Source organism: Collimonas sp. OK607 (assembly GCF_900111995.1).
In the GTDB taxonomy this organism is placed as follows: domain Bacteria; phylum Pseudomonadota; class Gammaproteobacteria; order Burkholderiales; family Burkholderiaceae_D; genus Collimonas.
Genome location: NZ_FOKF01000003.1, coordinates 174861 through 189212, shown reverse-complemented (window position 1 = coordinate 189212; position 14352 = coordinate 174861). Strand labels below are relative to the sequence as shown.

The 14352-nt window shown below is 54.2% G+C and carries 12 protein-coding genes and 1 tRNA gene; 3 read left to right on the top strand and 10 right to left on the bottom strand.

The window, feature by feature from the left end:
• Positions 1-157: 157 nt before the first annotated feature.
• The 3 genes from BM029_RS04110 (at position 158) to BM029_RS04100 (ending at position 2588) form a co-directional block, all read left to right on the top strand.
• Complete coding sequence (locus BM029_RS04110; protein ID WP_061532390.1) at positions 158-427, top strand: type B 50S ribosomal protein L31; 270 nt, start codon at positions 158-160, stop codon at positions 425-427.
• Between the two features lie 232 nt (positions 428-659).
• The gene (locus BM029_RS04105) at positions 660-2378 is read left to right on the top strand and encodes an ArnT family glycosyltransferase (protein WP_092432890.1); all 1719 of its coding nucleotides are present in this window, start codon (positions 660-662) and stop codon (positions 2376-2378) included.
• Positions 2379-2501: 123 nt separating this feature from the next.
• Positions 2502-2588 (top strand) — tRNA-Leu (locus BM029_RS04100).
• A 284-nt stretch (positions 2589-2872) separates the two neighbouring features.
• On the opposite strand, the gene BM029_RS04095 is transcribed toward BM029_RS04100, so the two are convergent.
• From BM029_RS04095 to BM029_RS04050, 10 genes are all read right to left on the bottom strand, one after another.
• Complete coding sequence (locus tag BM029_RS04095; RefSeq protein ID WP_244544893.1) at positions 2873-3532, bottom strand: DUF2968 domain-containing protein; 660 nt, start codon at positions 3530-3532, stop codon at positions 2873-2875.
• Positions 3533-3717: 185 nt separating this feature from the next.
• Positions 3718-5085 carry a sigma 54-interacting transcriptional regulator gene (locus BM029_RS04090; protein WP_092432955.1) on the bottom strand — a complete coding sequence of 456 codons (1368 nt, stop codon included), beginning with the start codon at positions 5083-5085 and terminating at the stop codon, positions 3718-3720.
• 96 nt (positions 5086-5181) lie between these two features.
• On the bottom strand, positions 5182-6837 hold the full coding sequence (locus tag BM029_RS04085) for a pilus assembly protein TadG-related protein (RefSeq protein ID WP_256381599.1): 1656 nt from the start codon (positions 6835-6837) through the stop codon (positions 5182-5184).
• An 86-nt stretch (positions 6838-6923) separates the two neighbouring features.
• Positions 6924-7370 (bottom strand): DUF3613 domain-containing protein, encoded by a 447-nt coding sequence (locus BM029_RS04080; RefSeq protein ID WP_092432881.1) that lies wholly within the window; start codon positions 7368-7370, stop codon positions 6924-6926.
• 37 nt (positions 7371-7407) lie between these two features.
• The gene (locus BM029_RS04075; RefSeq protein ID WP_139217196.1) at positions 7408-8310 is read right to left on the bottom strand and encodes a tetratricopeptide repeat protein; all 903 of its coding nucleotides are present in this window, start codon (positions 8308-8310) and stop codon (positions 7408-7410) included.
• Positions 8307-9263, bottom strand: a complete 957-nt coding sequence (locus tag BM029_RS04070; protein ID WP_092432879.1) for a type II secretion system F family protein — start codon at positions 9261-9263, stop codon at positions 8307-8309. The genes BM029_RS04075 and BM029_RS04070 overlap by 4 nt, the downstream gene beginning before the upstream one ends.
• Positions 9264-9304: 41 nt before the next feature.
• Positions 9305-10234, bottom strand: a complete 930-nt coding sequence (locus BM029_RS04065) for a type II secretion system F family protein (RefSeq protein WP_092432878.1) — start codon at positions 10232-10234, stop codon at positions 9305-9307.
• 2 nt (positions 10235-10236) lie between these two features.
• Positions 10237-11592: a CpaF family protein gene (locus BM029_RS04060; protein WP_092432875.1), complete on the bottom strand. Its 1356-nt coding sequence runs from the start codon at positions 11590-11592 to the stop codon at positions 10237-10239.
• Positions 11593-11709: 117 nt separating this feature from the next.
• Positions 11710-13014, bottom strand: coding sequence for a MinD/ParA family protein (locus BM029_RS04055; protein WP_092432872.1), 1305 nt, complete (start codon positions 13012-13014; stop codon positions 11710-11712).
• A gap of 20 nt (positions 13015-13034) precedes the next feature.
• Positions 13035-14351 carry a type II and III secretion system protein family protein gene (locus BM029_RS04050; RefSeq protein ID WP_092432869.1) on the bottom strand — a complete coding sequence of 439 codons (1317 nt, stop codon included), beginning with the start codon at positions 14349-14351 and terminating at the stop codon, positions 13035-13037.
• Position 14352: the final 1 nt, after the last annotated feature.

Below are 14352 nucleotides of genomic sequence, written 5' to 3'. Positions count from 1 at the left end.
CACTGATTTCATTCGTTTTTTCCATTTCGCAACCGGATTTACCGAGTTTTATTGTATAATTCGCGGTTTTCCACCCCCGGCAAGTGATCGACAATCGGGTCAAGAAGCAAGACGACCGACGAAGTGATTGATTGGCTACCACTCAATAGAGGCAATTATGAAAGACGGCATTCACCCAAATTACCGCGAAGTTCTTTTCCACGACGTTTCGAACGATTTCAAGTTCGTGACCCGTTCGACTATCCAGACTCGCGAAAACATCACTCACGAAGGTAAAGAATATCCTTTGGTGAAGATTGAAGTTTCGTCGGAATCGCATCCGTTCTACACCGGTCAACACAAAATCGTCGACACCGCCGGTCGCGTTGACAAGTTCCGTAAGAAATTCGGTACTGTCGGCTCCAAGACTTCGATCGCAAATACTTAATTCGATCGCATGTTTAAAAAGGCAGCTGCGGCTGCCTTTTTTTGTTTATCGGGATTGGCAGCAACGCAGAATCCATCGCCGACCGCTGCAGTGCGCCAACTCTTTGATAAATCATAAAGAAGTGGTTATTTCCTTGAGAATATCAAGAACAAAAATTACGCTCAGTAATAGCGAAGTAACCCGCTATCCGGCACAATACCCAGCAATTCAACATTGATCAGACGCCATTGTGATGAAGCCCGTCCGCCTTCCTGCCTCCGCCACCAGCGCACTGCCACGCTGGGGCCTGTGGGCGCTGGGATTGCTCTATATCTTGCCCGGCCTGATCGGACGCGATCCGTGGAAAAATGAAGACGCATCCGCCTTCGGCATCGCCTGGACCATGGCCCATGGCGGCATCGCCGACTGGCTGATGCCGAACATCGTCGGCCTGCCCATGCCAGGTGAAAGCCCGCTGACTTACTGGATAGGCGCAATCTGCATCAAATTATTCGGCGGGTTGCTGGGCGATCCGCTCGCGGGCCGATTGCCGGCAGTCGGATTTTTCCTGGTCGGTTCGCTATCGGTCTGGTATGCCACTTATTTGCTGGGACGACGCAGCGAAGCGCAACCGCTCAGACTGGCATTCGGTGGCCAGCCGGAACCCGCCGATTTTGGCCGCACCCTGGCCGACGGCGCATTCCTTATTTATCTCGGCAGTCTCGGTTTACTGTTGCAAAGTCACGAGCCAACCGCCAAGAATTTGCAAGTTTCACTGGTGGCTTTTTCCATCTATATTGCGGTGCGGCTGTTTGAGGCACGCAGCCTGCGTAGTGCGGCCATGCTCGGCCTCAGCTTCGGCCTGCTGATCCTGACCCGCGGCTGGCTGGTGCCGATGGCATTGCTGTGCGGCTTGCTGACACTGGCTTTTATCCGGGAAAAAGCCATCGCCAGGGATTTGCTGCTGATGACATTACCCGTCACGTTGGCGGTTGCGGCCACCTGGTTCGTCGCCAGCTGCGTGCTATTGCCAGGTGCAATGGATCGCTTCGTCGCCTGGGAAATTTTCAATCTGCGACAACTGAGCTGGCCGACCTGGACCGCATTATCGTATTACTTTAAATACGGCATCTGGTTTGCATGGCCGGCATGGCCTTTCGCCGGCTGGGCGGTATATGCGTGGCGCCAGCAACGCTCGACTTTGCATATCGCATTGCCTCTCGCATTTTTCATCAGCCTGACGATCGTGCTGTTGCTCAATCCGCATCCTGAAGAAGGCATTTTGCTGCCCTTGCTGCCGCCGCTGGTGATTCTGGCCGCATTCGGCTTGCCGACCATGAAGCGCGGCGCCATCAACGCGGTGGACTGGTTCTCTGTGATGACCTTGACCGCCTGCGCGGCATTTATCTGGCTGGCCTGGATCGCCAAGGAAAGCGGCTGGCCGGCACAGATTGCCAAGAATGTCTACAAACTGGCGCCAGGCTTTAAACCCGAGTTCAATCTGATCGCGCTGGTAATCGCCCTGCTTGGCTCGGTATTCTGGATTTTGCTGGTGAACTGGCGCCTGTCACGCCGGCCGGCGGTCTTGTGGCGCGCCGTGGTGCTGTCCTCAGGCGGCGTGATTCTCTGCTGGCTGTTGCTGACCACCTTGTGGATGCCATGGATCAATTACAGCAAAAGCTACGCCGGAGTGGCCGCGCAAATCGATCAGCACCTGCCTGCAGTCAAACAATGCGTGGATACCAACGTGGGCCCGGCGCAGCGCGCATCGTTTGCCTATTTCGGTAGCATCCCGTTTGGCGAAAATGGCCAGCCCCATTGCGATTTCCTGCTGTATCAAGACAACATCTCGGTCAAATCCGACGATGCGATCTGGCGCGAATTCAAGGGTAACTGGCAACTGCTGTGGACCGGCCGCAGGCCGTCGGATCGCGATGAGCGTTTCCGCCTGTATCAGCGGGTCGGTAAGTAATCTTATCTATTTGTCCGATCTTGTAAGAAGGATGGCGGTAGCTAATATCTCCGGAGAAAAATAGATTCATGCAGAAAGGCTATTGATCGCTCCGCAGAAATCAGTCATAATAGCGGACGCGTTGCCGAGATGGCGGAATAGGTAGACGCACGGGACTCAAAATCCCGCGCTGGAGACAGCGTGCCGGTTCGATTCCGGCTCTCGGCACCAAAATGAATACGCTCCTGCATAGGAGCGTTTTTCATTTCTGCCAAAGAATAAGTACCAGTAATTAAGCAGCAGCTATTACCTTCAGCAATACCACGCCGTACCCTTCCCTTTTTTATACCCAGAATTGTCCTGATAATTTCCCGCACCAGTCAAGATGCCGGGGACTGCGACGTAATGTTGCATACCCGTCTGGTCAAAAAAAATCGGAATGCGCCGAAGTACGCATCCCGATGTATTTTCTGCCTAAGCGCCAAACCCGATTGCCGGGCCCGATATTGCCGTCGTTATTTCTTGCTAGTCTTGCTGCCGCCGAAATTGCCGCTATCCAGTACGGTTTGCTGTGCTTCCAGTGTACGAATACGGTTTTGCAAACCCTGCAACTCGCTGCGTGCCGTTTGCTGTTTGCTGCTTAGCAGCTGCGCTTGCTGACGTGCCTGATCCTGTTGGACCGAGACATTCTGCTCTTGCTGCTGCTGAACCACCAGATCGTTTTGCAAGGCGTTCAGTCTGGTTTCCTGAGCCGCAATAAGCTGCTCGGTGTATTGCTTCTCTGCTTCCAGCTTGATGCGGCGGATATCTACCTCAGCCAGTTTCTCGGTCTGGCCGACGAAACTCTTGTAGACCTGCTCGGCCTGCGTTTCCGACATGGTTTTCACGACGCGCCAGAAATTCTTTTGTTGGAACAATGCGACATAATAGGTACGGGTATCCGGTTTGAACAACTGGCTAGCGCCGTAGTTACCGTTATAGGTCGTACGCAATTCGCTCACACCCTGGCTCTGCATCAATTGCTGCAACTCGCTGATGGTGCTGTTGGCGCTGTTGGTGGCACTAATCGCAGACTTGGCAGCAACAGTGGCCGGAGTAGTTGAAACTGCTGTCGGCGCGGGGCTTGCTGTAGATGATTGCGCCAGTGCGTTGACCGACAAACCTGCAATGAGCATTCCGAGTCCTAAACCGCGGACTGCTTTGCATACATTCACTTTCATCCCCTGATTCCTTCGCTAACATTAGTTTTGTCGGTATGAGTTACAGCTAGTAGACAATTTTATCTGTAATCCTGTTGTTGCTGGGCACTGTTTTTAGTTAAACCAACGCTGTTGTTATTTTGTCACGCCATCATACCCAATTATTCGGTCTCACCGATAGCTTCGGTGTCCGCAATCTGGAATTTGCGCATTTTTTCCCACAACACCTTACGGCTGATGCCCAATGCATGCGCGGTATCCTGGCGTCGCCAGCCGTTGGCATCCAGCATGGAAAGAATCCTGCTGCGTTCGGCCAGATCCCATTTTTTCCGTACCGCGGTCAGGTCGGTGCCCTCGTTCACCCTCTCCATGGTGCCCAGTTTGTCGAACACGCGATCGATGCGGACACGATCCCAGACGCCCAATTGGCGATAGATGATGCCAACCCGCTCAGCCACGTTGCGCAGTTCACGCACGTTACCCGCAAATTTCGCTTCTGCCACCAGTTCCAGCAGCCAGTCCGGCGGTTGCGGGATCTGATCGTAGGTCTGCGCCAGCAGCGTGTTGAAAATCGCGATCTTGTCGATTCTGCCGCGTTCTTCCAGATTAGGAACGCGCAGCTCAATTACGGCCAGCCGATAATACAAGTCGGCGCGAAACATGTCTTGCTGCACCTGCTCGCGCAAATTGCGATTGGTCGCCGCCACCAGACGGAAATCCAGTTTGACCTCAGTTTGTGAACCAAGCCTGGTGACCGTGCTTTGCTCCAGCACGCGTAATAGCTTGACCTGCTGGTACAACGGCAAATCGCCGATCTCGTCGAGGAACAAGGTGCCGCCATCGGCCTGTTCGAAATAACCTTTGTGCGCCAGCAAGGCGCCGGTGAACGCACCTTTGGCGTGCCCGAAAAACAGCGATTCGAACAAACCGTCCGGAATGGCGCCGCAGTTGACGGCCACAAACGGCCCGTGGCGGTAACGGCCGTGCCGTTGATGCAAAAGCTGCGCGATGCGTTCCTTGCCGACCCCGGTCTCGCCGATAATCAACACGCTGGATTCGCAATCGGCGAAAGCTTCAGCCTCGGCCACCAGCATCTGCATGGATTCGGACTGCGCAATCAGCGGCTGTGGCGCACGATCGGCGCTGGCGCTGGCGTGCAGCTCGGAGGCCAGGCGGAACACCAGCTTGCGCAATTCGGCGCAGGTAAAATCGAGCATCAGGATATGCGAATATTCGACCGGATACACGCGCGGATTGGCAGTGCGCCCGACTTCGGCCACCCAGATCACCGGCATACCATGCGATTTCTGCCAGGCGTCGATAGAAAATTCGGCATGCTCGATCACCGTCACCGAAATCACCGCCAACGACGGCCGCGACGACACCTGATCACGCGTCACCGGCAAGCCGTCGGCACGAATCACTTCAATATCGAAACTCGCCAGACATTGCGAAATCCGGTCGGCAATATCCGAATTGCCTTCCCATACGTATATGTCGAGACTTTCTTGCAAAGGTTTGTTTTGCATGGTCATTTCTTTTCAGTCTTCGCAGATCAAAATCGCACAGGCTGGACGATTTGGTGTGCGCCGTTTTTTGTCATCACAGTATTCTCATCATATAGCTCAATAGACCAGTTTCACGTTGCCGCAGCTGATGGAAGACAAGTTCAGCGTACTCTGACCAACGCCGATTCCCAATGCTGAGAACAACGTATCGAGTACACCGCCAACAGCTGCCAACACCGGGTTTAACACAGCGCCCAAAGTCATCAGCAATGGGTTCAGCAGGCTAAGAATTCCTCCAAAAGAAAAACTTTTTGATGTGATAATTCCTCCTAAGGTCGTGCTTAAGGAGGAACCAACAGTCTGGCTGCTAGGGCCGTTTGGGGAAACGCCTGGAGGTGGCGGTGGATACAACGGCACTGTTTGAGATTGAGTTGTCGGCAATGTGTTGATGCCGAGAGTCACCAAGGGAAATACCGTCACCTGATTTGTGGGGTCAGTTATATCAGGACACGACCCTGGCTGACTCATGGCATTCTGCCCCTTTGCCAGACAAACTTGTGCTACCCCTGTTGTCACATTGAATTTCGCGCTTTGCGGCGCACTGCATCGCACGCTGTCGAGCTGGGCAATGCCTGGAGCAACGTCAATGAAAAGAGGAAGATTAACCAAACCCAGCAACGCGTTCACGTTGAGCGCCAGCCGAACCTGGGCCGACTTTGCTACTGCACTTTTTGGGGAGCCGACAGCCATCTGTGGCGGTTCAATCACTCTTAATTGCAGCCCGACCTGGCCCAAGGGACCGAGGTCTACATTGGCGCCAAGATTAATCAGGTTATTTCCGTTAGCGAGTTGAAGGGTCCCTATATTTAATAAATCAAGGACATTGATCTGTGCGCTCAACGCTGCTACTCCGTCAGCTGGATTCAGTTTCAAAATATCGCCAATTTTGAACTGAATCGCGCTCAATGGTCCAGAAGTCAACTTCACGAGGTCTTTATTGATAGCGGCAATATCAAGGTTTGTCGGCGACGCAGCTGACAGAGCCTGTATGCTCGCACTGACAAGTTGCCCCAACGATACCTTAGCATTTATTACTTGATCAATGCTACCGACATTCAGGCCCATATTGGCAAGCACCTTCAGCAATGAAACCTGCGCTCCAAGCAGTCCTTTATACGAGGCTAGAGACAAGCAAATATTACTTCCTAGAAGACCGTTGACCAAGAGCGCCGTCAACGATCCGCTAGCAGTGCATAGAGAGAGCAGTCCTGTCCCGATAGAGAACGCTGCAATAGGACTGCTGCCAGATGCAATCGCCTGAGCACTGAGGGCACGCCCTCCCAAACCAAAGAATACCGGCACAGTCTGCGACACTACGACCTTCACTGCGTTCAGAGACGTTCCCGCCGCGGGCGCGGGAATAGAAAAATAATCGGGGGCCGGATTGGCTGCCGGATCCCATACACCGCAAATCGGGTTAATTGCATTTGCCATTGCATTCGGAGCAGCATTCGAGAAACCATTGGCCTGCGCGTTACCAATCGCCGCCTGCACTACCTCGGGCACGCATGTGGTGGGATTGCCCATTGTAACGAGCTGCTGAGCCCCAGCCAGCGCGGCCAGATCAGCCACTTTTTGCAGATCACGCTTCATATAAAACAAATAACCAATGTCAATTGACGACAACAAGATGACCATTATGGACAAGCAAATTGCAGCCATGATCGCAATCGAACCGCGTTGACAACCAGCCTCGCGCCGTCGGTGGCGCATGACTGACGGTTGATCCGCATCGGGATTCGAACATAAATTCATGAAAGTTGGCACCGATCTGATATCGCTATCCGCATTCAAAATTACTAGTTTGAGGCACCCTTCGATACCTTGTTTTCATAAAATTCCGGCAAAGGATGCTTGAAGCTATCAAGGTAGCGTTGCCAACTCGCATCAGCCGTCGCTCCTAACATCGGTAATCGAGGACCTGCAACACGGCCATCGGCTTGCGCCTGCAATAAGGTATGTGTGACGTCACCGATACGTATCGTTGCTTGCTGCTCTGCCGCGACAGGTGTTTCCTGTGTCTGCACAGGCGCGGTGGAAGTCGTGCGTGAAACGGCGGATGCACTGGTGGTTGCAGGCCGGGCCGCCGGCACTGATGTGTTTGCCGTCGCGGCTACCGGTTCCTGCAACAGCTTTCCTGTGAGCGGAGACCGTGTCTGTGCTCCCGCATCCGGAATCCAGGCTATCACCAGTAATACGGCGCCAACGAACAGACTGCATTGACCGGGAATTCCTTGCGCTTTCATTGCATACCTCTTGAGCAAAAGTTTAATTGCATGACATTCAACCACCGTTGCCAAATCTGTCTAGCATCGACTGGAACGGCGTAGCCGGAGACAATACCGAATCTGATTTTTTACCCGTGGTGACGACAGATCCTTTCACGTTGGCTTTTGCGCCATCAGCGGAATCTTGAACCGCAACCACAACAGGCTGTTGCTGCCCAATTTCGGCCGCCAGTCGATACACAGTCGCTCGACTTTCCGCGGACAAGCTCGCCTTGTCCATCACGGCGCGTGCCTTTCCGGCATCGCCTGAAACCAACAGGAACAACGCCAGATTGCCTATCATTTTGCGATTATCGGGCGCCAGCTCCGCAGCTTGGGCCAATGGCACTCGCGCAGCAGCAATATCGCCGCTACGTAACATCGCATAGCCGAGATCGCTCAACATCACTGGATTGGTCGGCTCGCGTTTTGCCGCTTCCCGTAACGAAGCGGTGGCCCCCTTGTAGTCGCCATTCTGTGCCGCCATCAGCCCCAGGCCGTGCCAGGCGGCACTAGCCTCGGACGAGTTCAATAATTTACGGTAAGCGGCATCCGCAGCGGCGCTTTGCCTGGTTTCACGCAATGCGTCGGCACGCAAACGCTGGATGTCCGGCGTACTGCCATTTTGCTGTTCGTAAGCATCGATATGCGCCAGCGACGCAAAGTACATGCCCTTCTCCTGCATTTGCCTAATCACCCCCAGATACATGCCTTTGTTGTCAGGCGTCGGAGCCTTTTCTTCTGCCTCCTGACGGAGTTGCGCCGTTTCGACCTGCTGCGCGTACATCTTTGCAGAACTTGTGCCGCAACCAGCCATTACCGTTGACAACAGTACGATGGAAACCGGCACGGTCCAGCTCGATAGAAACTGTTGCGGCACCCGCCAGGCCTTGTTTTCTTGCGTCAGAAAAGACTTCATATATGTCCACTCATTTTCGAGAGAGCCCGGATTACGGCTAAAAAGCCCATGCCACCGGTAATCACCAATAATCCAGGCAGAAGAGTCAGCACCATGACTCCAGTCATCTTTACCGTCAGCTTCCCTATTTTTTCTTTCATATCCAGTTTGCGTTGTTCGCGAATCCGTTCACTGAACAATTTGAGCGGTTCTTGCACCGCGCCGCCGTGATGCTCCACCTGCACCAGCAGACGCGATACGGCGCGCAAGTCCTCGTTGTCGAATACCGTGGAAAATCGCCGCATCGACTGTTCCCTGCTGCGCCCTGTACTGTATTGACGACCGGCGATCGTCAGCTCCTCGCCCAGTACCGGCAATACATTACCGAATTCGTTTTCAATGACATGCAAGCTCTGGTCAACCGACAAACCCACGCCCTGCAACAAGCGCAGCAGGTCAATCAACAATGGCAGTTCGTCAGCAGCCAGGCGCTGACGTTTGCGCGCAACCCGCTGCATCACCCATTTCGGTAACATGTAACCCAAGGCGACGCCAAAAAAAATAATCAACAACACTGATAGCCATCTTCCGCGATCAAACAGCAACAGGCCCAGCAACGGCAAACTGATCGCCAACACTACCCGAGCCAAAATGAATTGAGACTGTCCACGGGTATCGTTGACACCGCACTGATCTAACAGATGACGATCTTCCTCCGCCACCAGCTGGCGCCCCAACGAAGTATCCAGCCAATTCGCACTGAGCGCGATCAGGCGTTCGCGCCAGCCTGGCGGTTCAGTCTGCACATTGGGCATAGCCACGGGCCTGTCGTGTGCAGCGATCTTTTTATCAATCGTGGCCAGATTGCGTTTGAGCCGCCACGCCCTTGCTATCAACGCCCCGCCCACCAGCAACAGAGCAGCTGCCATCAATAGGATCGCCAGGATAATCAGCGTATGTTGCGTTGTATTCAACGTAATTCCACCTCATGTAGCACTCAACATCAAACTTGTAGTCAGACCGACTTCGCCAGTCGAAACAAGCCATAACCACCGATCACTTCGAGAACGACTGCACCGATCAACATTTTTTTCCCAATGGGGTCATGCCACATATTGAGAAACATATTGTTATTAAAAATAATCAGGAACAAACCGATAGCAACAGGCAAAATACCCATGATCCAGCCAGACAGACGGATTTCCGCCGATAGAGCGACCAACTCATTTTGAGCGTGTTCCAGATCACGCATAAATGCCGCCATGCGTTCCAGAACCAAATCGGAACGTCCGCCAAAGCGTGAAGAAACGCCGATCACGGCAGCCACCAGGTCGAGTTCCTTGAATCGAAAAATCGCTGCCTGCTGGCGTAACGCATGTTCCAGGTCGACCCCGGCTTGCACCTGTCGGTTGGCGCGATCCAGTACTACTCGCAACGGTCCCTCGGTACCTACTATGCCAGTTTGAAAAGCCGCGCCGATGCTGTTGCCAATGGTGACCAGACGTACCAAAGTGTCCAGGAATCCTGGCAATTGCCGCACCATGGTGCGTTGCAATTTCGAGCTTCTTGACCAAAAATAAAAAGTCATAAGCATTAGGTATAGGAACAACGTTCCCAGCGCTGAAAGCCATCCGCCGAACAACAAAGCCAACAAGGTCAGGCCGACGCCAGGCGCCAGCAACTTAAAATACAATTTACCGTCAGGTTGCTGAATCCCTGCACGCAAAAAGAAATGACGCAGAGTTTCTATTTGCAATTGCAAATGCGGCACCGTTTCGTTCCCGCCCTGGAACTGCTGCTGTAACGGCTGCATTCCTTGAATTTGCCTATCCACAAACGCAGCGCTGACATCTTGCCGCGAACGTTGTTGCGCGCGCTGCCACAGCCATAGCGCAGTGCCCGCCATTAGCAGAGCTGCAGCTAGTAACCAAAGGACGATATGCATGACTAGCGTCTTCCAGGCTGCGTACCGGTACTTTGACCAAAACCACCGGTATTCGGACTGCCCGTGCTTTGCTGGCCAAGCTGGCGCTGCCGTTGCAATTTCGGTGCATGCGGGAAGATGCCCAGCGATACCCAGCGGTCTGTTTCTTCACCATCCGGGCCGATATAGCTCTCGTGCTTATACAGCTCTTGCAGGGTGATGATGTTGTCGCCCATGCCTGTGACTTCGGTAATCGAAACGATACGGCGGCGGCCATTGGAAAGCCGGCCGATCTGCACGATGAAATCAAGAGCGCCGGCAATCTGCCGCCTGAGGCTGCTTTCACTGCCCTGGAAACCGGCAAAGCCGGCCAGCATTTCGATCCGGTACAAGCATTCGCGCGGGGTATTGGCGTGAATCGTGCCCATCGATCCGTCGTGGCCGGTATTCATGGCCTGCAGCATTTCCAGTACCTCGGCGCCGCGTACTTCACCGACGATAATCCGATCCGGGCGCATCCGCAGGCTATTGCGGATCAGGTCGCGGATACTGACTGCACCGGCGCCTTCGAATCCACCCAATCGCGATTCCAGGCGCACCACATGCGGGTGGTTGAGCGACAGTTCGGCGGTATCCTCCACGGTCACCACACGTTCAGCTTCCGGGATGAAAAATGCCAGGGCATTCAGCAGGGATGTTTTGCCGGAACTGGTGCCGCCTGAGACCAGGATATTACAGCGGGCTTTCACGGCGTTATCCAGCAGCGCATAGATCTCGTCGTTCATGGTGCCGAGATTAAGCAGGTCGGTAGGCTTCAGCGGCTCTTTGCGGAACTTGCGAATCGACACCATGGGTCCGTCTACAGATAACGGTTCAATCACCACGTTCAGCCGGCCGCCATCCGGCAAGCGCGCATCAACCATCGGATTCGATTCGTCCAGCCGACGCCCGAGCGGCGCCAGGATGCGCCGGACGATACGCAGCAAATGAGCGTTATCGGTAAAGCGTAGCGTTTCGCGCTGCAATATGCCGTGGCGCGAAACGAACACGTCGTTATAGCCGTTGATCAGGATATCTTCGACGGTCGCATCGGCCAGCAAGTCTTCCAGCGGTCCCAGACCTGCGAGCTCTTTGGTCAGGGCATCGGCAATCTGCCGCACCTCGGCTTCATTCAAGGGGATACGCTGCAGACGGACAAAGCCGTCAACGTCCAGATTAACGAATTGCTGGATCGCGCTGCGCGACCAACGGCCGAATTCAGCGCCTAGTTCTTCAATCCGCGTCAGCAAATGATCGTAGGCCGCCGTCTTGATATCCTGGAATTCCTGGGTATTCGAAAACGTTTGGTCGTCATCAGCAAATTCAATCTGGTTACTCACGTTTGTATCTCCCGTCTTTCATCTGGAGCCGCTTCTCGCCTGTTCATTTCCAATTATTTGAACGGGTACCAAGATCGCGGTGCGCATTACGCTTACGTTGTGCCTGAATCGGCTTGCTTATTTTCGTAATAAAATTTTCGGTAGCCAGCGTCCCACCCCGTGCTTGTGCGACACCGTCTCGTCATGACTGAGTAAGCCGTCGATCAAACCATCGAGCGCCTTTACGTAGGAATCGTGCGGAGCGACTTCATGCAGCAGCTTGCCGCGATTGGCGCTGGAAGTCAGTTTCAGCGTACGTTCCGGTAAAGTCGCAAGCAAAGGCAATTTGAAACGTTCGGCTATCTGGCTGGCAGCCATGCCGAAACGATCGTCATAACGATTCACTACCAGACGTCGCTTGCCGTCATCCGGATGACGGCCGTTCAATTCTTGCAATGTACCCGCCAGCGACACCAGCGCCCCAACGCTTTGATCCGTCACCAGCCATACCTGGTCGGCCGCCCCGGTCAGGTTGGCTATGAATTCATGGTTGGTAAAGCCGCCAAGATCCGCGATCAGCACATCGAAATACAGACGCAAGCGGTCCAGCAACGCCAGCGCATCGTGATGCGAGACGGTGCGCATCTCACTCAAGCTGTGAGGCAGGGAAATCACGGTTACGCCACCTGGGCTGCGCGGCAGTGCGGTGTGTACCAGCGTTTCGTCCAGGCGGCGCAGATTACGCACAGCTTCGGCAAAATCGAAATTGCCGTTGGCGCTCAAATATAACTTGCCGTCTCCGGCAGGCAGGCCGAGATCGAGCAGGGCCACACGACTGTCGGCCGCATTTCGCTTGCCATCGTGACTCGTATTGCGTTGCTGAATCATGTCAGCGAGATGCGCCGCCAGCGTGCTGGTGCCGATTCCGGGACGTACACCGAGCAAGGTCACCAGTTGCCCGCGCCTGACCGGCGCCGGATTTCGCGCCGCAGCCTTGGCCAACACACGTTGTACTACATCGCGCGCTTCATCTTCCGAAGCACTGACGTCGATGAAGTCACTCACGCCGGCTCGCAATGCGGCAATCGTCCCTTCGGGAAAAGCCATGGAACCGACTGCCACCAAGGGTAGCGTCGGTAGTGTTTTACTTAATGCACGCGCCAATTCAATCGCGTGCGCGGTGGTGCCGAGAGAGTCAATGGTCAGGACTCCGCCATGATCGCTGACTGACTCGATCCCGGAAAAATCAAGCAATACCAGCAAGGGATTGAGTTCAGCTATGCGTGACACTAATTCCGCCACGTCGGCTTTTTCTTGTAGCAAGGTACCCCATTTACTCAAGGCTGCGCCGAGCCATTCGGCTTGCGTGCTGTTACGCGAGCAAAATACGAAACGGCTCAGCGCCGTCAGTTCATTCAAAGCCTTGTTGCGAGCGTTCATCATGTGGCCCAAATAGTTATCGCTTACTTAGAAAATCCTGGCAACTCATCCCGGCTGGCTCCTCCAAGCAGATAACTTCCCCACGCGGTACCTGCTGTATTGCGGCGTTCCTGTTCTTCGCCCGGAAGTGGCAGCGGTACATTCTTTGCCATGGGCTGGACCACATGTGGTGTGACGATAATCACTAATTCCTTGTCGTTCTGGGTATAGCTCAGGTTACGGAAAAAGCTGCCGATAATGGGCAGGTCTCCAAGTAACGGAATTTTATTAACATTAGATTTTGTGGAGCGTGAAACCAGGCCGCCAATAATGAAACTTTCTCCATCGCCTAGCTCAACCGTGGTATCTGCACGCCGCGTGGTAATCGCCGGGATCGATGGACTACCGGCACCGCCGATATTGATGGCATTGGCATAATCGATATCGCTGGCTTCAGGGGCAACTTTCAAAGCGATCCGGCCCTTGGCCAGAATGGTCGGCGACACAGTCAAGCCTATGCCGAAAGGCTTGTAGACAATCGTGGTGGTGCCGAGACCTCCCGACTGAGGAATAGGTAGTTCGCCGCCCGCCAGAAAGCTTGCGCTTTGCCCCGAAAGCGCGGTCAAAGATGGTTCTGCCAATACGCGCGCCATGCCATTACCTTCAATCAGGCGCAAGTTACTGCTCAGGCTGTAACTGCCTCGGCTAAACTTGGTCAACAGACCGAATGCCGACGACACCGTTGACAATCCGCCGTTAGAAGCAAGATTGCTGCCTAGATTAAAACTGAAGTTGCCGCGATTCAGGCCGGCTGAAAAATCAAAACCGATTTCTTTCAATACTGTTTTGCTGAACTCGACAATCTTGACGTCAATCTGCACCACGTTGCCGCTGTCTATGGTCGAGATATCGAGTACCTTGCCTTTACCTGCCACGTCAGTTGCTGCAGCGCTGCTTTTTGTGTGATCCAATAACGAGGCTGCCTGGCCACTGATCACGCTCGCTGCGCCGCGAACTTTCACTTCGGCGCCTCCCTGTCCTGCCAGGGCAGCCTGCAAGTCACCCATTACCGTTACTCTCCAGGTATTTGCCGGTATGCCTTTGGCCCAAGCCGTCACTGTGGTGGTACCGGCTTTTTTCCCGACCAGAATCACACTGCCGCTCTTGCCGCCGGAACCGCGTACCATCAACACATCCGCCACTTCCGGATCGGCTACGGCAATGCGCTCTAGCGTACCTGCAACCGGCAGGCTCTGCTGCTCGCGCATGCCGAGGGTGATATCCGCGGTAGCGGCCATGGAAAATACCGGAATTACACTTGCGCTCAATAGCAATGGCAGAACTAGGTCGTGAATTTTCATG

Coding starts and splice junctions, on each gene's coding strand:
- BM029_RS04110 (WP_061532390.1), top strand. CDS start 158: ATGAAAGACGGCATTCACCCAAATTACCGCGAAGTTCTTTTCCACGAC.
- BM029_RS04105 (WP_092432890.1), top strand. CDS start 660: ATGAAGCCCGTCCGCCTTCCTGCCTCCGCCACCAGCGCACTGCCACGC.
- BM029_RS04095 (WP_244544893.1), bottom strand. CDS start 3,532: ATGCTCATTGCAGGTTTGTCGGTCAACGCACTGGCGCAATCATCTACA.
- BM029_RS04090 (WP_092432955.1), bottom strand. CDS start 5,085: ATGCAAAACAAACCTTTGCAAGAAAGTCTCGACATATACGTATGGGAA.
- BM029_RS04085 (WP_256381599.1), bottom strand. CDS start 6,837: ATGCGCCACCGACGGCGCGAGGCTGGTTGTCAACGCGGTTCGATTGCG.
- BM029_RS04080 (WP_092432881.1), bottom strand. CDS start 7,370: ATGAAAGCGCAAGGAATTCCCGGTCAATGCAGTCTGTTCGTTGGCGCC.
- BM029_RS04075 (WP_139217196.1), bottom strand. CDS start 8,310: ATGAAGTCTTTTCTGACGCAAGAAAACAAGGCCTGGCGGGTGCCGCAA.
- BM029_RS04065 (WP_092432878.1), bottom strand. CDS start 10,234: ATGCATATCGTCCTTTGGTTACTAGCTGCAGCTCTGCTAATGGCGGGC.
- BM029_RS04055 (WP_092432872.1), bottom strand. CDS start 13,014: ATGATGAACGCTCGCAACAAGGCTTTGAATGAACTGACGGCGCTGAGC.
- BM029_RS04050 (WP_092432869.1), bottom strand. CDS start 14,351: ATGAAAATTCACGACCTAGTTCTGCCATTGCTATTGAGCGCAAGTGTA.